The following is a 19,644-nucleotide window of genomic DNA, read 5'->3' on the forward strand; positions in this document are numbered from 1 at the left end:
GGGAATCCTCTTGCCTTTGACCGGCAGTCCGCCTATATCCCGCTCAACAGCGAGGCGCTGGGGTCCAAACCCGCCGCCCACCGGAGACGATCACACGGGCCGCTGGCCCGTTTTTTTGTTTTCGGACAACCGTACCGTATCCAACCGCCCGAATGGGACGACAGACATATGACCGACCTGATTGCCAAGACCGCGATAGACAAGCGTCTGGCCGAGATTCTGACCCCGGTGATTGAGGACATGGGTTTTGACCTTGTCCGTATTCGCCTGATGGGGGGCAACACGCCCACGCTGCAGATCATGGCAGAGCGCCCTGAAGGTGGCATAGAAGTGGACGAATGCGCCAACATCTCCACCGCCGTCAGCGCCACGCTCGACGTCGAAGATCCGATTACCGATGCTTACAACCTTGAGGTTTCCAGCCCGGGTATTGACCGGCCTTTGACCCGCCTCAAGGATTTCGAGACCTACGAAGGCTATGAGGCCAAGATTGAGACCGCCGATCTGATCGACGGGCGCAAACGCTTTCGCGGCGTTCTGGCCGGTGTCGAAGACGGCGAGGTGCTGCTTAACATGGACGAAGGCACCGTGGGCCTGAAGTACGATTGGCTTGCCGAAGCCAAGCTCGTGATGACCGATGAGCTGATCAAGGAAATGCTGCGCGCCCGCAAGGCTGCGCCTGTTGATGAATCCAAATTCGATGAGATCGAGGCCGACGGGGCCCAGGAGGAGTAATTCAGATGGCAATCACCTCTGCCAACCAGCTTGAGCTGCTGCAAACCGCCGAGGCCGTGGCCCGCGAGAAGATGATCGACCCGGGTCTGGTTGTCGAAGCGATGGAAGAATCTCTCGCCCGCGCTGCGAAGTCCCGCTACGGGGCCGAGATGGACATCCGCGTGTCGATCGACCGCCGCACCGGCAAGGCCACCTTCACCCGCGTGCGTACCGTGGTCGAAGAGGAAGAGCTTGAGAACTATCAGGCGGAGTTCACCGTCGAGCAGGCCAAACAGTACATGGCTGACCCGCAGGTCGGTGACACCTTTGTTGAGGAAGTCCCGCCGGTGGAGCTTGGCCGGATCGCAGCACAGAGCGCAAAGCAGGTGATCCTGCAGAAGGTCCGTGAAGCAGAGCGTGACCGTCAGTTCGAAGAGTTCAAGGATCGCGCCGGCACCATCATCAACGGTGTGGTCAAGCGCGAGGAATACGGCAACGTCATCGTGGACGTGGGCCGTGGCGAAGGCATCCTGCGCCGCAACGAGAAGATCGGCCGCGAGAGCTATCGCCCCGGCGACCGCATCCGCTGCTTCATCAAGGACGTGCGCCGCGAGACTCGTGGCCCGCAGATCTTCCTCAGCCGCACCGCGCCGGAATTCATGGCTGAGCTTTTCAAGATGGAAGTGCCGGAAATCTACGACGGCATCATCGAGATCAAGGCCGTGGCCCGCGACCCGGGTTCCCGCGCCAAGATCGGCGTTATCTCCTTTGACGGCGGCATTGATCCGGTTGGTGCATGCGTTGGTATGCGCGGCTCCCGTGTGCAGGCGGTTGTGAACGAGCTTCAGGGCGAAAAAATCGACATCATCCCGTGGAACGAGGACATGCCGACCTTCCTCGTGAACGCGCTTCAGCCCGCAGAAGTGTCGAAGGTGGTTCTGGACGAAGATGCAGAGCGCATCGAAGTCGTGGTGCCGGACGAGCAGCTTTCGCTGGCCATTGGCCGCCGCGGTCAGAACGTGCGTCTCGCTAGCCAGCTGACTGGCCTCGACATCGACATCATGACCGAGGAAGAGGAATCGGCCCGTCGTCAGAAAGAATTCGAAGAGCGCACCCGCCTGTTCATGGACACGCTGGACCTCGATGAGTTCTTTGCTCAGCTTCTGGTCTCCGAAGGCTTCACCAACCTCGAAGAGGTGGCATACGTCGAAGTGGACGAACTGCTGGTCATCGACGGTGTGGACGAAGGCACCGCCAATGAGCTGCAAACCCGTGCCCGCGAGTTCCTCGAAGAGCAGGCTCGCAAGGCGCTGGAATCGGCCCGTGAACTGGGTGCCGAAGACAGCCTGATCGAGTTCGAAGGCCTGACCCCTCAGATGGTCGAAGCTCTTGCCAAGGATGGTGTGAAGACGCTGGAAGACTTCGCAACCTGCGCAGACTGGGAACTGGCCGGTGGCTGGACCTCTGTCGATGGTCAGCGCGTGAAGGACGACGGCCTGTTGGAGCCCTACGATGTGTCTCTCGAAGAGGCGCAGAACATGGTCATGACCGCACGCGTCCTGCTGGGCTGGGTTGATCCGACTGAGCTGGAAGCCGAGACCGAGGAAGAGGCCGAAGACGGCGAAACCGAAGAGAACGAGGCCTGATCTGATCATGAGCCGTGGTGGCCAGAACAAAGCCCGTGAGGACGGGCCGGAGCGCAAATGCATCGCCACGGGCGAGGCACAGCCGAAATCCGGCCTGATCCGCTTTGTCGTTGGTCCCGATGGGCAGATTGTACCGGATCTTGCTGGTAAACTGCCGGGACGCGGCCTATATGTTGCGTCTCAGACAGCGGCTCTCGAGAAAGCGGCCCAAAAGGGCCTTTTCTCCCGCGCGGCGAAACAGTCGGTGACCGTGCCTGACGGGCTTGTCAAAAGCATCGAACAGATGTTGACCCGGCGTGTGATTGATCTGATCAGCCTTGCCCGAAAATCGGGGGACGCGGTATCTGGTTACGAAAAAGTAAAGGACTGGCTCTACAAAGATGAGGCCACCGTCCTGATTCAGGCAGAAGACGGCTCCAGCCGCGGCAAGTCGAAATTGAGTACGCCCTATGGCGGAACCTATATCGGCTGGCTTACCGCAGATGAGCTTGGGATGGCTTTCGGGCGACAAACTGTGATACACGCCGCGCTTGGCGCTGGCGGTCTGGCGCGTCGTGTTGTAGAGGAAGCCCAACGATTGAAGGGTGTACGTATCGGAACGTCCGATGCGGATCGCGCTGGCAGGGGCCAGCGGAAAGGATAAAGAAGCTTCATGAGCGATAACGACGGTAAGAAAACATTGGGTTTGCGCGGTGGCGCCCGCTCGGGGAACGTGAAGCAGAGCTTCAGCCACGGGCGGACCAAGAACGTCGTGGTGGAAACCAAGCGCAAGCGAGTCGTCGTGCCCAAGCCGGGCGCAGGCGGAGCGAAAGGCGTGGGCGGCGGAGCCCTTGGCGGATCCGGCGCGAAACGCCCCGCAGGTATTTCCGACGCGGAAATGGAACGCCGCTTGAAAGCGTTGCAAGCAGCCAAGGCCCGCGAGGTTGAGGAAGCTGCGCAACGTGCAGCAGAAGAGAAAAAGCGCGCCGAACAGCGTGAGCGTCTTCGCGCCGAAAAAGAACAGAAAGAACGTGAGCAGCGCGAAGCCGAGGAAGCGCTGAAGCGCAAGGCCGAGGAAGAAGAGCGCAAAGCTCGCGAAGCGGCGGAAGCCGCCAAGGCCGCTGCAGCCGCGCCTGCTCCCGCCGAAGCACCGCGCACCGCGCGGGCACCCAAGGAGAAAGAGGCCCCGCGCCGGACATCCCCGGGCCAGGACCGCGACGACCGCGGCCGTGGCAAGAAGGGTGGCGGCGATGGGCGCCGCTCCGGCAAGCTGACCCTGAATCAGGCGCTTGGCGGCGAAGGCGGTCGCCAGAAGTCCATGGCCGCGATGAAGCGCAAGCAGGAGCGTGCGCGTCAGAAGGCGATGGGCGGCACTCAGCAGCGCGAAAAGGTCGTACGCGACGTTCAACTGCCCGAGGCGATCACCGTGGCGGAGCTTGCCAACCGCATGGCAGAGCGCGTGGCCGATGTGGTCAAGGCGCTGATGACAAACGGCATCATGGCGACGCAGAACCAGACCATCGATCAGGACACCGCGGAGCTCATCATCGAAGAGTTCGGTCACTCTGTGACCCGTGTTTCCGACGCGGACGTCGAAGACGTCATCAAGGAAGTCGAAGACAAGGAAGAAGACCTGCAAGGCCGTCCGCCCGTGATCACCATCATGGGCCACGTCGACCACGGCAAAACTTCCCTGCTCGACGCGATTCGCGACGCGAAGGTCACCGCCGGCGAGGCTGGCGGTATTACGCAGCACATCGGCGCGTATCAGGTCGTCACTGACGGCGGCACCACCCTGTCGTTCCTCGACACCCCCGGCCACGCGGCCTTTACCTCCATGCGCTCGCGCGGCGCTCAGGTAACGGACATCGTGGTTCTGGTGGTTGCCGCGGACGACGCGGTCATGCCGCAGACGATTGAGGCGATCAATCACGCCAAAGCGGCCGAAGTGCCGATGATCGTTGCGATCAACAAAGTCGACAAACCCACCGCGAACCCGACCAAGGTGCGCACGGATCTTCTCCAGCACGAAGTAATCGTGGAAGAGATGTCCGGTGAAGTTCAGGACGTCGAGGTCTCAGCTCATACCGGCCAGGGTCTCGACGAACTGCTCGAAGCCATCGCGCTTCAGGCGGAAATTCTCGAACTCAAGGCGAACCCGGACCGCGCCGCGCAAGGTGCTGTCATCGAAGCGCAGCTTGACGTGGGTCGCGGCCCCGTTGCCACCGTTCTCGTACAGAACGGCACGCTGCGTCAGGGCGATATCTTTGTTGTGGGCGAGCAGTACGGTAAAGTCCGCGCACTCATCAACGACAAGGGCGAGCGCGTCAAGGAAGCGGGTCCGTCGGTTCCGGTCGAGGTGCTTGGTCTCAACGGGACGCCCGAGGCTGGTGACGTTCTGAACGTGACCGAGACCGAAGCGCAAGCCCGCGAGATTGCTGAGTACCGCGCTAACGTGGCCAAGGAGAAGCGCGCCGCCGCCGGTGCCGCGACGACCCTTGAGCAGCTCATGCAAAAGGCCAAGGAAGACGAGAACGTCAGCGAGCTGCCGGTTCTGGTCAAGGCCGACGTGCAGGGTTCTGCCGAAGCCATCGTTCAGGCACTGGAAAAGGTCGGCAACGAGGAGGTACGCGTGCGCGTGCTGCACTCCGGTGTGGGTGCGATCACCGAAACCGACGTCGGCCTTGCCGAAGCATCCGGTTGCCCGGTGATCGGTTTCAACGTCCGTGCTAACGCCTCCGCGCGCAACACAGCGAACCAGAAGGGTGTCGAAATCCGCTACTATAGCGTTATCTATGACCTTGTGGACGACGTGAAAGCAGCGGCTTCCGGCCTTTTGTCGAACGAGATCCGCGAGAACTTCATCGGTTACGCAACCATCAAGGAAACCTTCAAGGTTACCGGCGTTGGCCGCGTGGCGGGCTGTCTGGTTACCGAAGGCGTTGCACGCCGCTCCGCTGGTGTGCGCCTTCTGCGCGACAACGTGGTTATCCACGAAGGTACGCTCAAGACGCTCAAGCGTTTCAAGGACGAGGTTGCCGAGGTTATTTCCGGCCAGGAATGCGGTATGGCCTTCGAAAACTACGACGATATTCGTCCGAACGACGTCATCGAGATTTTCGAACGCGAAGAGATCGAACGCTCGCTGGACTAACTCCCTGCACACACAAAAGAAAAGGCGCTCCGAAACGAGCGCCTTTTTTGTTTGAGCATGTCGTTGTGAGTGTCGTGGAAACGGCGCGCTCAGGCAGCTTTGCCAACAGGCAAACCGGTGTAAATTCTGTCGCCAACTCGTACGGAGATACGGCCATCAGGCAGAGTCTTCTCCAAAAGACCCTGAACTGACACGCAACTCCCCAAAATCACAGTGCGTAACATGACATTTCTCCCCCATGTCAACGAGTACGTCCAAGATAAGAGGATTCTGTCATTGAATCTATAAATGTCAGTTAACAAACCGTCACAAAAGCCCACAAAACTGGCGGAAATTTTGTGCTTTTGCCCGTCTCGGCAACAAAATGGCTCGATCAACCGATACGGGAGGCGATTCAGAGCCAGTCTCTGAGAATCGGTATCAAGGGAATATCGGCCGGCGGCATGGGGTAATCCCGCAGATTGCCTGGCGCGACCCACTTCAAAACCTGTCCTTCGCGTGCTTGCGGAATACCGTCCCACTTGCGACAGGCAAACAGCGGCATCAAAAGGTGAAACGTCTCGTAGGTATGCGATGCAAAGGTCAGCGGCGCGAGGCAACTGGACCACGTATCAATCCCAAGCTCTTCCTGGAGTTCCCTGATCAGCGCGGCTTCCGGCGTTTCGCCTGCCTCCACCTTGCCGCCGGGAAACTCCCAGAGACCGGCCATGGATTTGCCCTCAGGGCGCTGCGCCAACAAAACGCGCCCATCGGCGTCGATCAGCGCAACCGCTGAAACCAGAACAGTTTTCATGACAGCCCTCTAAACAAACATCTGATCAAGAACGATAATCCGCATTGATCGTGATGTATCCGTGTGTCAGGTCGCAAGTCCAGACGGTCGCCGAGCCTTGCCCTATACCGATATCCACCGAAATATCGATCTCTGGCTGCTTCATCAGTGCGGCGCCGTCTTCTTCACGATAGGTCTCGGCAACCCAACCGTTTTCGGCGACCAGCACATCCCCGAACCGAATGGACAAGAGATCCCGATCCGCAGCTGCACCGGATTTGCCAACGGCCATCACGATGCGTCCCCAATTCGGGTCCTCTCCCGCGATTGCGGTTTTGACCAGCGGGGAGTTGGCGATGGCCAGCGCATGAGTCCGGGCATCGGCATCCGACGCCGCTCCCGCAACCTGAACGGTAATGAACTTCGTTGCGCCTTCGCCGTCGCGCACCACCTGGTGCGAGAGATTGCGCATGACCTCGTGCAAGGCCGCTTCGAACGCCGGCTCTTCCGTAACGTCCACGCCGGACGTTCCCGTCGCCCCCATCAAGAGGGTATCTGAAGTCGACGTATCGCTGTCCACGGTGATGCAGTTGAAAGTGAGGGCGTTAAGACGGCTCACCATCGCCTGCAAAGCTTCGCGCGAAATCACCGCATCGGTAAAGATATAGACAAGCATCGTCGCCATATCCGGCGCGATCATGCCGGACCCCTTGGCGATCCCGGCGATATGCACGCGCCGACCCTCGATATCCACCGATACCGTCGCCCCTTTGGGGAAGGTGTCCGTGGTCATGATTGCCTGTGCAGCCTGATCCAGCGCCGTGTCATCAAGGGCGGCACTCAGATCGTCCAGCTTTGAAATGATGCGATCATGCGGCAGGCGTTCGCCAATCACCCCGGTCGAGCTGGTAAACACACGCTCTGCCGGAAGCCCGGTAACCTTGGCCACCGCTTCACAAATCGCCGCGACGGAGCCGTCTCCGGCCCGCCCGGTGAACGCGTTGGAGTTACCGGAGTTGACGATAATGGCCGCGCCTGCATCACTGTCCTTGCCGATCTTGGCCTGACAATCGAGCACGTTCGACGACCGGGTCGCAGACCGGGTAAACACCCCGGCCAACACGCTTCCAGGATCGAGCAGCGCAAGCATGACATCCTTGCGCCCCTCGTACTTCACACCCGCTTCAACCGCGGCAAAGCGGACACCGGGGATGACGGGCAAGGTCGGGAAACGCTCCGGGGCGAGCGGCGAGACAGGCGCGGAATTGGCCACTTAGTCCTCCAAAAGGTCGAAGTTGGTGATGATGGACGGATCAATCGAGGAATTGTCTTTGACGGAGACATCCGAGCTGCTCACACGCGAGTCGATGTATTCCGAAACCGCCTCTTGCTGCAACGTGCCCATGATCTGCTCGCGGACGGCTTCGAGTTCCGGAGCTTCCTGTGTCCGGGTGTCGTTGAGCTTGATGACGTGCCAACCAAACTGTGTCTGAACGGGACCGGTGATGTCGCCGGGGTTGAGGCTCTCAACCGCTTTCTGGAACGGTTCGACCATCATGCCTGCCGCGAACCAGCCAAGCTCTCCACCATTCGGCCCCGATGGACCTGTGGACTTGGCCTTGGCCGTTTCCGCAAAATCCGCACCGCTTTTGACTTCAGTCAGGATCGCTGCGGCTTCTTCCTCTGTTTCCACGAGAATGTGAGACGCATTGTATTCCTGCCCCTTTTCACCGTTCAGGTATTGAGCCTGATAGGCCGCTTTGATGGCGTCTTCGGTTACGGCGCGCTCTGCGACATTTGCAATCGCTTCGGAAGCCAGCAGCGAACGACGCTCGTTTTCGAGCGAAACACGCACCCGCAGAGTCTCTGTCGCGAGATCGTCCTGGGCCATAGCCTCCTGCTGAACCAATTGATCCAGAATACCTTTCCAGAGCACGTCCGCCGGGAGCTGCTGGTATTGTTCGGGCAGAGTGGACCGGACCGCGATCATGTGACCAACCGTGATCTGCGTGTCTCCCACCGTGGCAACCACGGTCGAAGCATTCGTGTCTTCGGCCCATGCGGGCAGCGCCGAAGCGACCATCAAAGCGGCCGCGATGAGCGTTTTGCGTGACTTAAACATCCTGTTTTGTCCTTTCAGACAGGGCCGCGACACGGGCGGCGTTGACACTCTTCGGCCCGCCCCTTACATGCCCAAAAGGCTCTGCGTGGCCGGTCGTTCCCCTGTTTCATATGGGCTGTGTGCGAGGCGGGCAAGCAGATGCCGCACACGAAGATGGCAACAGGTACGACAGGCATGCTTGGAAGAATCGCGCGCAAGGTGTTCGGCACCCCGAATGATCGCAAGATCAAGGCAACACGCCCACTGGTCGAGAAGGTCAACGCGCTGGAGGCCGAGTTCGAAAAACTCGACGATGCGGGCCTGATTGCCAAAACCGAAGAATTCAAAAAACGCGTCGCTGAAGGCGAGGATCTGGACAAGCTCCTGCCGGAAGCTTTCGCAAATTGCCGCGAAGCCGCGAAACGCGCGCTTGGCTTGCGCGCCTTCGACACGCAGCTCATGGGGGGCATCTTCCTCCATCAGGGCAACATCTCCGAGATGAAGACCGGTGAGGGCAAAACCCTCGTCGCCACCTTCCCGGCGTATCTTAATGCCTTGACCGGGCGCGGCGTGCACATCGTGACGGTCAACGACTACCTTGCCAAGCGTGACGCTGAATGGATGAGCAAGGTTTATGGCGCGTTGGGCATGTCTACCGGCGTGGTCTATCCGCGCCAGCCCGAAGACGAGAAGAAGGCCGCGTACACCTGTGACGTGACCTATGCCACGAACAATGAGCTTGGTTTTGATTACCTGCGCGACAACATGAAGTCGGAGCTGAGTCAGATCAACCAGAAGGACCACTACTTCGCCGTGGTCGACGAGGTGGACTCGATCCTGGTTGACGAAGCGCGGACGCCGCTGATCATTTCCGGCCCCGCCGATGACCGCTCTGATCTCTACGTCGGTGTAGACAAGCTGATCCCGGAACTGTCGGATGAGCACTATACCATCGACGAAAAAACCCGGAACGTGACCTTCACCGATGAAGGCAACGAGTACCTCGAAGAACAATTGCTCGCCCGCGGTCTGCTCCCTGAAGGCCAGACGCTTTACGATCCGGAAAGCACCACGGTTGTGCACCACGTCAACCAGGGTCTGCGCGCGCACAAGCTGTTTACCAAGGACAAGGACTACATTGTCCGCGACGGCGAAGTTGTCCTGATCGACGAATTCACCGGCCGCATGATGGCCGGCCGCCGCCTGTCGGAAGGTCTGCACCAGGCCATCGAGGCCAAGGAAGGTTGCCAGATTCAGCCTGAGAACGTGACACTCGCCTCCGTGACTTTCCAGAACTACTTCCGCCTTTACGACAAGCTCGGCGGCATGACCGGTACCGCGGCAACCGAAGCCGAGGAGTTCATGGAAATCTACGGCCTCGGCGTGGTCGAGGTTCCGACGAACCGCCCGATTGCCCGGATCGACGACGACGATGCGGTCTATCGCACCGCACGTGAAAAGTATGAGGCCATCGTCAAACAGATCGGCGAATCCCATGAGAAGGGCCAGCCGGTGCTTGTGGGGACCACCTCCATCGAGAAGTCCGAAATGCTCAGCCAGATGCTGACAGCCGCGAAACTGCCGCACAACGTGCTCAACGCGCGTCAGCACGAGCAGGAAGCGCAGATCGTGGCCGACGCGGGCAAGCTCGGCGCGGTGACCATCGCAACGAACATGGCCGGGCGCGGGACGGACATCAAACTCGGCGGCAATGTCGAGTTCAAGATCATGGAAGCCATTGCGGCTGACCCGGACGCCGACCCCGAGGCGATCCGGACCCGGATCGAAGAGGAACACACCAAAGACGAACAGGCGGTCAAGGACGCCGGTGGCCTCTACGTTCTGGCTACCGAACGTCACGAAAGCCGCCGCATCGACAACCAGCTGCGCGGCCGCTCTGGCCGTCAGGGTGACCCGGGCCGCTCGTCTTTCTATCTCTCGCTCGAAGATGACCTGATGCGTATCTTCGGCTCCGAACGTTTGGAAAAAGTGCTCTCCACGCTTGGCATGAAAGAAGGAGAAGCGATTGTGCACCCTTGGGTGAACAAGTCGCTGGAGCGCGCGCAAGCGAAGGTCGAGGGGCGCAACTTCGACATCCGCAAGCAGCTTCTGAAATTCGACGACGTGATGAACGATCAGCGCAAGGTGATCTTCTCCCAGCGCCGCGAAATCATGGAAGCGCAGGACCTGTCCGAGATCATTCAGGATATGCGCCACGAAGTGATCAATGAACTGGTCGACATCTACGCCCCGCCCAAGGCCTACGCCGAACAGTGGGACGCGGAAGGTCTTTACGCGGCCTGCATCGAAAAGCTGGGCATTGATCAGCCCGTGATCGAATGGGCCGACGAAGACGGTGTCGATCAGGACGTTCTGCGTGAACGTCTTGAAGAGGCGTCTGACGCGCTCATGGCGGAGAAAACCGAGGCCTTTGGACCCGACACCATGCGCCAGATCGAGAAGCAGGTTCTATTGCAGACCATCGATTCCAAATGGCGCGAGCACCTGTTGACGCTGGAGCACCTGCGCTCCGTTGTTGGCTTCCGTGGATACGCTCAGCGCGATCCGCTGAACGAGTACAAGAACGAAGCGTTCCAGTTGTTCGAGAGCCTTCTGGGCAGCTTGCGTGAGCAAGTCACGCAGCAGCTCAGCCAGGTCCGTCCGATGACGCAGGAAGAGCAGCAGGCGATGATGCAGCAGCTCGCCCAGCAGCAGGCTGCCATGCAGCGCGCGGCACAGGATGCCCAGCCGGAACGCGAAGCTGTTCTGCCCACGGCGGTGGACGAAGCCTCGCTGCAACCGCGCGAGGGCTTTGACGAAAACGATCCGTCTACCTGGGGCAATCCGGGACGCAATGATCTGTGTCCCTGTGGCTCCGGAAAGAAGTTCAAGCATTGCCACGGCAAGCTGGCTTAAGCGCGTTGATCTGATCTGCCCGGCGGCAACGGGCAGATCCGCGCCCCAATTCGGGCGCGAATGCCGCAATGACTCCGCCCGAGCGACAAAACCGCGCCGCTTTTCTTAAGCACAGTGTCTCCCATCAGTTACCCTATGGGAGGCCAGTATGGCACGTCTCAAGAGCTACATCCTCGGCGGCGCGACACTCGGTTGTGCGATGGCCATTGGCTACATCATGCAATACGGCTTTGCCCTTCCCGGTGGGCAACAGACCAGTGACGCGGGCGCGATCGAGGTCACCGATATCACGCTGACAACCTCCGGGCTGGGCGCGCCCCGCGCACCCCTGACTGGCGCGCAACCGGAGTTCGACGGCCCGCTGGGCAGCGAGCCGGTCCGTGTTGCCGCAGCAGCAGATCCGCAAGCCTCCGACATTTCCATGGCAAAGACAGTGACCGTGCCGGGCGGGCGCTCCACAACCCCTATTCCGCCGCCAGAATGCGCCATTTCAATGGAAGCCACCACATCTGCCGGGGCCATGGTATCGCTCGCCGTTGATGCGCCGTGCAACGCCAATGAACGCGTGACGATCCATCACCATGGAATGATGTTCACCGATGTCATGGCCGAAGACGGCAGTTTGAACATTGCAGTACCGGCCTTGACCGAAAACGCCCTGTTCATCGCGGCCTTTTCCAACGGTGAAGGGGCCACCGCCTCCGCCGAAGTCACGTCTCTGGCCTTCTATGATCGCGTGGCGGTTCAATGGAAAGGCGACACCGGCCTGCAACTGCACGCTCGGGAGTTTGCCGCTGACTATTTCACCACGGGCCACGTCTGGGCCGAATCCTCGGGTGATCTTGCAGCCGCCGCCAATGGCGAAGGCGGGTTTCTGGTGCGCCTTGGCGAGACCAACGCGCCGGATGCCTTGATGGCAGAGGTCTACACCTTCCCCTCCGGCACAGCCAAGAAGTCCGGCGACATCCTCTTGTCTGTCGAAGCGGAAGTCACCGAGGTGAACTGCGACGCACAAGTCGAAGCGCAAACTCTGGACGTTCGTGGCGGCGAGGCGTTGCGCGTGGGTGACTTGACGCTCGAAATCCCTGCTTGCGACAGCGTCGGTGACTTTCTGGTGTTGAAAAACATCGTCCAAGACCTGAAAGTCGCGGCACGCTAAGCCACGGCAACACGGGTTTCCCATGCGACATGTCTGTGCGGCGATCTTCGCCGCACTTTTCTTTTTTCTGACGGGAGTTACCGCGGCCCTTGCGCAGGATATCACCCTGCGATCCCGGGACGGCGGAGTAGAGCTAACCGGCACGCTTCTCGGTTTCGATGGCGAGTTCTATCGCCTGAAAACGCAATATGGCGAGCTGACCGTCGACAGCTCAGGGGTGCTGTGTGAGGGGGTCGGTTGTCCATCTCTGACAGACTTTGTTGCCGAATTGACGATTTCGGGTTCGTCCACCATCGGCACGGTTCTGATGCCCGCCCTGATCGAAGCCTTTGCCTTACGGAGCGGATTGAGCGCCAAACGGGAGACGACCGGGCCGGACAGCTTCATCTATCAACTGACGGACACCGACACCGGGAAAACCACCGGTCGCTTCTTTTTCCATCTCACCAACACCGATACGGGATTTGCTGATCTGCTCGCGGACGAGGCCGATATGGTCATGGCGATGCGCGAAATTCGCCCGCTTGAATTGGAGCAGGCACGGGCTGCAGGCCTTGGCGATATGAAAAAACCGGGCCGGAGCCGCGTTCTTGCGCTCGATGCCATGGTGCCGGTTGTCGCGGCGAACAACCCTGTGGACGCAATTTCGCCGAGCGACCTTTCCAAGCTTCTGCGTGGCGATGTCAGAAACTGGCAAGCCCTTGGGGGGCCTGACGCTCCGGTCACCTTACATATGCGCGACGCGAAGTCAGGTTTGGCCCAAGGCGTCGAAGACCGGCTCCTCAAGGAAAACGGCACGCCTAGGGGCGAAACTCAGCGCCACGACACCAACGCGCGCTTGGCTGAAGCTGTGGCGGATGATCCCTTTGGTCTTGGCATTGCGAGTTACTCCGAAATTGGCAACACAAAGCCTCTTGTCCTGACCGGCCCCTGTGGTTTCTCTCTCAGTGCCGCGCGGCGCACGATCAAAACCGAGGATTTTCCGCTCACCGCGCCGATGTTCCTCTACCTCCCCGCCCGCCGTCTGCCTGCCCTTGGCCGTGAGTTCCTCGCCTTCAGCCAATCCAATGCCGCGCAAATTGTCATCCGGCGCGCCGGGTTTGTTGACCAGGCACCAGAAGAAGTCCCAATTGATCTACAGGGAGACCGGCTCCGAAACGCTGTCGTTGTCGCCAACGGTGAGGAGGGCCTGACCCAACTCCAGCGCATGGCGGGCACCCTGTCCGGGATGAAGCGGCTCACCTTGTCGTTTCGATTTGAAGCGGGTTCATCGCGTCTCGATGCGCAGTCCCGATCCAACGTACAACTGCTCGCGCGCGCATTGGAAAGCGGCACCTATGATGGCCGCCGTATGATGTTTGTGGGCTTCTCTGATGGGCAAGGGCCCGCGGAGGGCAACCTGAGGATCGCTCAAAAACGTGCCAAAACCGTGCAACGTGCGGTTCTGGAAGCTGCAGAAACCGCCGACTTGGACCAAGTCGACATCAGCAATAATGCCTTTGGCGAAGCGATGCCCATGGCCTGTGACGACAGTTCCTGGGGACGACAGGTGAACCGGCGCGTTGAAGTCTGGCTTGAGTAGAGACAAAAAAGGCGGCGCACATGGCACCGCCTTTGATAGTTCTTTTCAGGTCGATTAACCCTTCATCGAATCCCAGAAGTTCTTCACCGAGCTGAAGAAGCTACTGGCTTCTGGGTTGTTGTCTTCGCTCAACTCTTCGAACTCGCGCAGAAGTTCTTTCTGGCGAGACGTCAGGTTCACGGGCGTCTCCACGGCAAGTTCGATGAACATGTCGCCGTGACTTCCGCCACGAAGGGCGGGCATCCCTTTACCGCGCAGACGCATCTGACGACCAGACTGGCTGCCGCTGGGGATTTTGACCCGGCTGCGACCGCCATCAATCGTCGGCACCTCGATGTCGCCACCCAGAGCCGCGGCAATCATCGAGACAGGCACACGGCAGTGCAGCTCGGTGCTTTCGCGCTCAAAGATCTTGTGCTGTTCCACTTCGATGAAGATGTACAGATCACCCGGAGGGCCACCGCGCATTCCCGCCTCACCTTCACCGGCAAGACGAATACGCGTACCGGTTTCGACACCCGCCGGGATGTTCACGGACAGCGCACGGTCCTTGTGAACGCGGCCATTGCCACCGCAAGACTTACAAGGGTTCTTGATGATCTGGCCAAGGCCGTTACAGGTTGGGCAGGTGCGCTCAACCGTAAAGAAGCCCTGCGTCGCACGCACCTTGCCCATGCCGGAACATGTCGGGCAGGTGGTCGGCTCTGCGCCACCTTCGGAGCCTGAACCGTTGCATTCTCCGCATTGCACAGACGTTGGGACATTGATCGTCTTTTGAAGCCCGTTGTACGCCTCTTCGAGCGTTACACGCAGGTTATAGCGCAGGTCCGCGCCGCGTGCAGCCCTTTGACGTCCGCCTCCACCACGACCACCGCCCATAAAATCGCCGAACAAGTCGTCGAACACGTCGGAGAAAGCGCTGGCGAAGTCGCCGTTACCGCCCATTCCGCCGGGTCGGCCGCCACCGCCGCCCATGCCGCCTTCGAATGCCGCATGGCCAAAGCGATCATAAGCCGCCTTCTTTTCGGCGTCCTTGAGCACTTCGTAAGCTTCGTTGGCTTCCTTGAACTGCCCTTCGGCCTCGGGGTTATCCGCGTTGCGGTCCGGGTGCAGTTCCTTGGCCTTCTTGCGGTAAGCCTTCTTGATCTCGTCAGCCGACGCGCCCTTGGAGACCCCGAGCACATCGTAATAGTCACGCTTGGACATGATCTGCCCTCCTTATGCCGAAACAGTGCGGGGCCGGCCCGGCGTCCGGACCGGCCCCGAAATCTGCTTCGAAGGCGATAGCCTTAGGCCCGCTTGTTGTCGTCGAGGTCCTCGAAGTCCGCATCGACGATGTCATCGTCCGCCGGACCAGCGGCTTCATCAGCAGCGGCAGGTTCATCTGCCTCAGCGGATTCGGCCTGCGCCTTGTAGATCGCCTCGCCCAGACGCATTGCCACTTCGGTGACATTCTGGATGCCGGACTTCAGCTTGTCAGCCGTGGTGTCGTCTTTCTCCAGTTCGTCCTTGAGCGCGGCAACAGCCAGTTCGATGGCTTCAACCGTGGACGGATCGACCTTGTCACCATGCTCTTCAACCGATTTCTCGGTGGAGTGCACGAGGCTTTCAGCCTGGTTGCGGGCTTCAACGAGCTCCTTGCGCTCTTTGTCGGCCTCGGCGTTTTCTTCCGCTTCGCGAACCATCTTCTCGATGTCGTCATCCGACAAGCCACCGGATGCCTGGATCGTGATCTGCTGTTCCTTGCCGGTCGCCTTGTCCTTCGCGCCGACGGACACAATGCCGTTGGCGTCAATGTCGAAGGTCACTTCGATCTGCGGCATGCCGCGCGGCGCGGGCGGGATCTCTTCGAGGTTGAACTGGCCGAGCATCTTGTTGTCAGCAGCCATCTCGCGCTCACCCTGGAAGACGCGGATCGTCACGGCGGACTGATTGTCTTCAGCGGTCGAGAAGACCTGAGACTTCTTCGTCGGGATCGTGGTGTTGCGGTCGATCAGGCGGGTGAACACACCGCCCAGCGTTTCAATGCCGAGCGAGAGCGGGGTCACGTCGAGCAGGACCACGTCTTTCACGTCACCTTGCAGAACACCGGCCTGAATGGCGGCGCCCATGGCAACCACTTCGTCCGGGTTCACACCCTTGTGCGGCTCCTTGCCGAAGAACTTCGTCACCTCTTCGATGACCTTCGGCATCCGGGTCATACCGCCAACAAGAACAACCTCGTCGATGTCGGAGGTGGACAGGCCCGCGTCTTTCAGAGCGGCTTGGCACGGCTTGATGGACGCTTTGATCAGATCGCCAACGAGGCTTTCCAGCTTCGCGCGGGTCAGTTTCATCACGAGGTGCAGCGGCTGGCCGTCTGCGCCCATGGAGATGAACGGCTGGTTGATCTCGGTCTGAGAGGACGAGGACAGCTCAATCTTCGCCTTTTCCGCCGCTTCCTTCAGACGCTGCAGCGCCATCTTGTCTTTCGTCAGGTCAACGCCGTTGGTCTTTTTGAATTCGTCCGCGAGATAGTTCACGATCCGCATGTCGAAGTCTTCACCACCAAGGAAGGTATCCCCGTTGGTGGACTTCACTTCGAACAGGCCGTCGTCGATCTCAAGGATGGTCACGTCGAACGTACCGCCGCCGAGGTCATAAACCGCGATGGTGCGGGTTTCCTGCTTGTCGAGGCCGTAAGCCAGCGCCGCGGCTGTCGGCTCGTTGATGATGCGCAGCACTTCGAGACCGGCAATCTTGCCGGCGTCCTTGGTGGCCTGACGCTGAGCGTCGTTGAAATATGCAGGCACGGTGATGACGGCTTGCGTCACCTCTTCGCCGAGATAGCTCTCGGCGGTTTCTTTCATTTTGCCCAGGATAAACGCGGAGAGCTGCGACGGGGAGTATTTCTCACCACGAGCCTGCACCCATGCGTCGCCGTTGCCGCCGTCGACAACTTCGAACGGCATGTTCTTGCGATCTTTGGCGAGGTTCGGATCGTCATTGCGACGACCGATCAGACGCTTCACACCAAACACGGTGTTTTCCGGGTTGGTCACAGCCTGGCGTTTTGCCGGCTGACCCACGAGCCGCTCATCTTCGGCGAAGGCGACAATCGAGGGGGTTGTACGAGCGCCTTCGGAGTTTTCGATGACGCGGGCGCTGCTGCCATCCATGATAGCAACGCAGGAGTTGGTTGTGCCGAGGTCGATACCGATCACTTTGGCCATGTTCGATCCCTTTCTGTAGTCAAGGCGATATCACGAGACGATGGACCCGTTACGGCATCCCGCCCCGATATTAAAGGCCTTCGGGCCATCCCCGAAAGCAGCTTCGCAGGGTATATAAGGAGGGCTTTACGGCCCTGCAAGCACCGCTAGGGCCGCAATTGTCGGGAAAATCGCAACTTATGACTAACATTGGGCATGGTTTATGGTCGAAGCGCTGAACATAAAGGGGTTCCGTCTGTTTCCGGGATATCTGGATCGCGCCGCACAGGAGAGAATCGTTGGCGACCTGCGCCGCGTGTTGGAAGATGCGCCGTTGTTTCAACCCGTGACCCCGCGCGGCAAGCCGATGTCTGTCCGCATGAGCGCCGCCGGAAGGTTCGGCTGGGTCACGGACCGGCGCGGGTATCGTTACGAGCCGCAGCACCCAAACGGAACGGATTGGCCCGTGATCCCTGAAAGCATCGCCCGGATCTGGTCAGACCTCGCGGATTGTCCAAAGTCACCTGAGTGCTGCCTGATCAACTGGTACGGGGAAGGTGCACGCATGGGCCTGCATCAGGACAAGGACGAGGCGGATTTTACATACCCGGTCCTGTCCATCTCCCTCGGCGACGAAGGGCAGTTCCGCATGGGCAACGTGGAGCGTGGCGGAAAAACGGCCTCGCACTGGCTTCAGTCAGGGGATGTTGTCGTGATGGGCGGCGAGGCGCGGCTTGCGCATCACGGGGTGGACCGCATCCGCTTCGGATCATCCACGTTGCTGAAGGCGGGTGGCAGGATCAATCTGACGCTGCGCGTCGTGACCTGACCTTATTGGCCAACCCCAAGCGCACAGCACCCGCTCAGGACCGTTACATCCCCCGGCGTCTCGGTGATCATGGTAATCGACAGTCCGAACTCGCGGTCTGACATGCCGTCATTGCAAGATTCGGGTGTGATGACAGCCGAGACCAAACGCTCGGGGCTTTGTCCTGTGAACGCAAAAGGCGTCCTCCGCCCCCAGGCCTTCAAAAGCTCTGTAGGCTGAACCGACCATGTGCCTTCCGGGCTGGAAAACTCCGCCGAATAGCCTGACGCCAGATCAAGCCCCCAAAACGGTTCGGTACCACCGCAAGATAGTCTGTCATGATCGGGAAACGCTCCGCCGGGCATTGGCTCCAGGTAGCGCATAAAGGCCCATCCGGCCCGCTCACCGCTGTTGACCAACCCCCATTTTCCACTCTCGTCCCGACGAATGACCTCGATACCAGTCTGGTTTGGCCCAAGCTCTCCAATGATTTCAGAGCTGCCGCTGGGCGCGCTTCGAACATTCAGAACGTCATCCTGTGCGACATCCACGACCGCGTGAAACGCGGGCCAATCCTGCGCCCAAACTGCGCAAGGCAACATCAACGACAGAACAAATGCATATAGGCGGGACATTGGGGCGCTCCCTTTCGGAATAGGTTTTGCTCACCCTATCGCGCGGCCGAACCTGCCCAAAGTCCTGAAACCCTTACCGCCGCGCGTTCCAGCTGGCCGAGGCGTGTTTGCGAGTAAAGAACTCACCCATCAATCCAATCATGATCAGGACAATGGACAGGTAGAAGGCGTATTCCCAATCCGTGTTGCGGGGATTGTAGTTCACGAAAGCATAGCCCCGCGACTGATCAATCGTGTGAAACAACGGGTTCCAGTCAAACATCACCAGCATGTAACCCGGCATGGAGTTGGCGACGAACATCTTGCCGGAGGCAATCATGTTCGCGCGCTGATACACCGTTGAAATGATGCTGACCGGCGTGGGCGCCCAGGGTTTGATCGCCAGCACAACCATCCCAATGGCGGCACCGGAAAACCACGACAGCAAGATCATTGCGATACAGCCGATTGGATCGTGAATTTCCTGCATGACAAAGGGGTTAAAGGCGACATCATAGACAAACAGGATCGCCACAAGCGATAGAATCTGGATGTATAGCGTGCTCAGCATCGCCGCCGCAATCGCGATGGCCGTGTTCATCGGTGCGTGCTGCATCATCGGGCTGGCGGGCCCTTCTGACCCGGAAACAGCACCCATGGTCTTGGTATGCGTCATGTAGAGGAACACGCCCGTCATGATGTAAATCATGAAGTCCCCACGCACTGCCGCGCCCTTCAGGCCAAGAATGTTGAACATGAAGAAGAAGGCCAGAACGAAGATGATCGTCTGAAGCATGTTCATCAGGATCGCGAGGATGGCGTTGCCATGCGTCTTGCGCACCGCGCGAACGGAGTTGTGGTAGATCAGCTCCGCGATATAGATCGCGGATCCCAGCCGGGACCTGGGTTTTGTTGCCTGAAACATGCGCTCACTGCTCCGATGCGAGGCGGGGGTGACGACTTCTTGCCGTTCTGTTCAACTGGCAGCATAAGACGGGTAAGTTTTCA

General features: G+C 59.7%; 15 protein-coding genes. 8 read left to right on the forward strand and 7 right to left on the reverse strand.

Features of this window, described 5'->3' with window-relative positions; translation table 11 throughout:
• Positions 1 to 168: 168 nt before the first annotated feature.
• The 4 genes from rimP to infB are packed head-to-tail and all read left to right on the forward strand — an operon-like array spanning position 169 to position 5,493.
• Positions 169 to 735 (forward strand): ribosome maturation factor RimP, encoded by a 567-nt coding sequence (gene rimP / locus E4662_RS12775; protein ID WP_136441962.1) that lies wholly within the window; start codon positions 169 to 171, stop codon positions 733 to 735.
• Positions 736 to 740: 5 nt separating this feature from the next.
• A complete protein-coding gene (nusA, locus tag E4662_RS12780) occupies positions 741 to 2,360 on the forward strand; it encodes a transcription termination factor NusA (protein ID WP_136441963.1) in 1,620 nt (539 codons plus the stop codon).
• Between the two features lie 7 nt (positions 2,361 to 2,367).
• Positions 2,368 to 3,003, forward strand: coding sequence for an RNA-binding protein (locus tag E4662_RS12785; protein WP_136441964.1), 636 nt, complete (start codon positions 2,368 to 2,370; stop codon positions 3,001 to 3,003).
• 9 nt (positions 3,004 to 3,012) lie between these two features.
• Positions 3,013 to 5,493, forward strand: coding sequence for a translation initiation factor IF-2 (infB, locus tag E4662_RS12790; protein WP_136441965.1), 2,481 nt, complete (start codon positions 3,013 to 3,015; stop codon positions 5,491 to 5,493).
• Between the two features lie 394 nt (positions 5,494 to 5,887).
• Here infB and mutT read toward each other — a convergent pair whose 3' ends face one another.
• From mutT to E4662_RS12805, 3 genes are read right to left on the reverse strand one after another with little or no spacing between them, the layout of a single operon-like run.
• A complete protein-coding gene (gene mutT, locus E4662_RS12795; protein ID WP_136441966.1) occupies positions 5,888 to 6,286 on the reverse strand; it encodes an 8-oxo-dGTP diphosphatase MutT in 399 nt (132 codons plus the stop codon).
• Between the two features lie 25 nt (positions 6,287 to 6,311).
• A complete protein-coding gene (argJ, locus tag E4662_RS12800; RefSeq protein WP_136441967.1) occupies positions 6,312 to 7,538 on the reverse strand; it encodes a bifunctional glutamate N-acetyltransferase/amino-acid acetyltransferase ArgJ in 1,227 nt (408 codons plus the stop codon).
• Positions 7,539 to 8,387, reverse strand: coding sequence for a peptidylprolyl isomerase (locus tag E4662_RS12805; RefSeq protein WP_136441968.1), 849 nt, complete (start codon positions 8,385 to 8,387; stop codon positions 7,539 to 7,541).
• A 138-nt stretch (positions 8,388 to 8,525) separates the two neighbouring features.
• Here E4662_RS12805 and secA point away from each other — a divergent pair, with 138 nt between their 5' ends.
• The 3 genes from secA to E4662_RS12820 all read left to right on the forward strand — a co-directional run bounded on the left by secA (position 8,526) and on the right by E4662_RS12820 (position 14,023).
• Positions 8,526 to 11,282: a preprotein translocase subunit SecA gene (gene secA, locus E4662_RS12810; protein ID WP_420819266.1), complete on the forward strand. Its 2,757-nt coding sequence runs from the start codon at positions 8,526 to 8,528 to the stop codon at positions 11,280 to 11,282.
• Positions 11,283 to 11,430: 148 nt separating this feature from the next.
• Positions 11,431 to 12,441 carry a translocase gene (locus E4662_RS12815; protein ID WP_136441970.1) on the forward strand — a complete coding sequence of 337 codons (1,011 nt, stop codon included), beginning with the start codon at positions 11,431 to 11,433 and terminating at the stop codon, positions 12,439 to 12,441.
• A 22-nt stretch (positions 12,442 to 12,463) separates the two neighbouring features.
• Entirely contained in the window at positions 12,464 to 14,023 is a 1,560-nt protein-coding gene (locus tag E4662_RS12820) for a phosphate ABC transporter substrate-binding/OmpA family protein (protein WP_136441971.1), read from the forward strand.
• Positions 14,024 to 14,077: 54 nt separating this feature from the next.
• On the opposite strand, the gene dnaJ is transcribed toward E4662_RS12820, so the two are convergent.
• Both dnaJ and dnaK read right to left on the reverse strand, forming a co-directional pair.
• Positions 14,078 to 15,229, reverse strand: a complete 1,152-nt coding sequence (gene dnaJ / locus E4662_RS12825; RefSeq protein ID WP_136441972.1) for a molecular chaperone DnaJ — start codon at positions 15,227 to 15,229, stop codon at positions 14,078 to 14,080.
• An 83-nt stretch (positions 15,230 to 15,312) separates the two neighbouring features.
• Positions 15,313 to 17,235, reverse strand: coding sequence for a molecular chaperone DnaK (gene dnaK, locus E4662_RS12830; protein ID WP_136441973.1), 1,923 nt, complete (start codon positions 17,233 to 17,235; stop codon positions 15,313 to 15,315).
• A gap of 202 nt (positions 17,236 to 17,437) precedes the next feature.
• On the opposite strand from dnaK, the gene E4662_RS12835 reads away from it, so the two are divergent.
• Positions 17,438 to 18,043, forward strand: a complete 606-nt coding sequence (locus E4662_RS12835) for an alpha-ketoglutarate-dependent dioxygenase AlkB family protein (RefSeq protein ID WP_136441974.1) — start codon at positions 17,438 to 17,440, stop codon at positions 18,041 to 18,043.
• A gap of 2 nt (positions 18,044 to 18,045) precedes the next feature.
• Here the strand turns inward: E4662_RS12835 and E4662_RS12840 are convergent, their stop codons facing one another.
• Both E4662_RS12840 and E4662_RS12845 read right to left on the reverse strand, forming a co-directional pair.
• The gene (locus E4662_RS12840; RefSeq protein ID WP_136441975.1) at positions 18,046 to 18,657 is read right to left on the reverse strand and encodes an SH3 domain-containing protein; all 612 of its coding nucleotides are present in this window, start codon (positions 18,655 to 18,657) and stop codon (positions 18,046 to 18,048) included.
• Positions 18,658 to 18,730: 73 nt separating this feature from the next.
• Positions 18,731 to 19,561: an ABC transporter permease gene (locus E4662_RS12845; RefSeq protein ID WP_136441976.1), complete on the reverse strand. Its 831-nt coding sequence runs from the start codon at positions 19,559 to 19,561 to the stop codon at positions 18,731 to 18,733.
• Positions 19,562 to 19,644: the final 83 nt, after the last annotated feature.

Origin of the sequence: Pacificoceanicola onchidii (assembly GCF_004804335.1) — a bacterium.
Classification (GTDB): Bacteria; Pseudomonadota; Alphaproteobacteria; order Rhodobacterales; family Rhodobacteraceae; genus Pacificoceanicola; species Pacificoceanicola onchidii.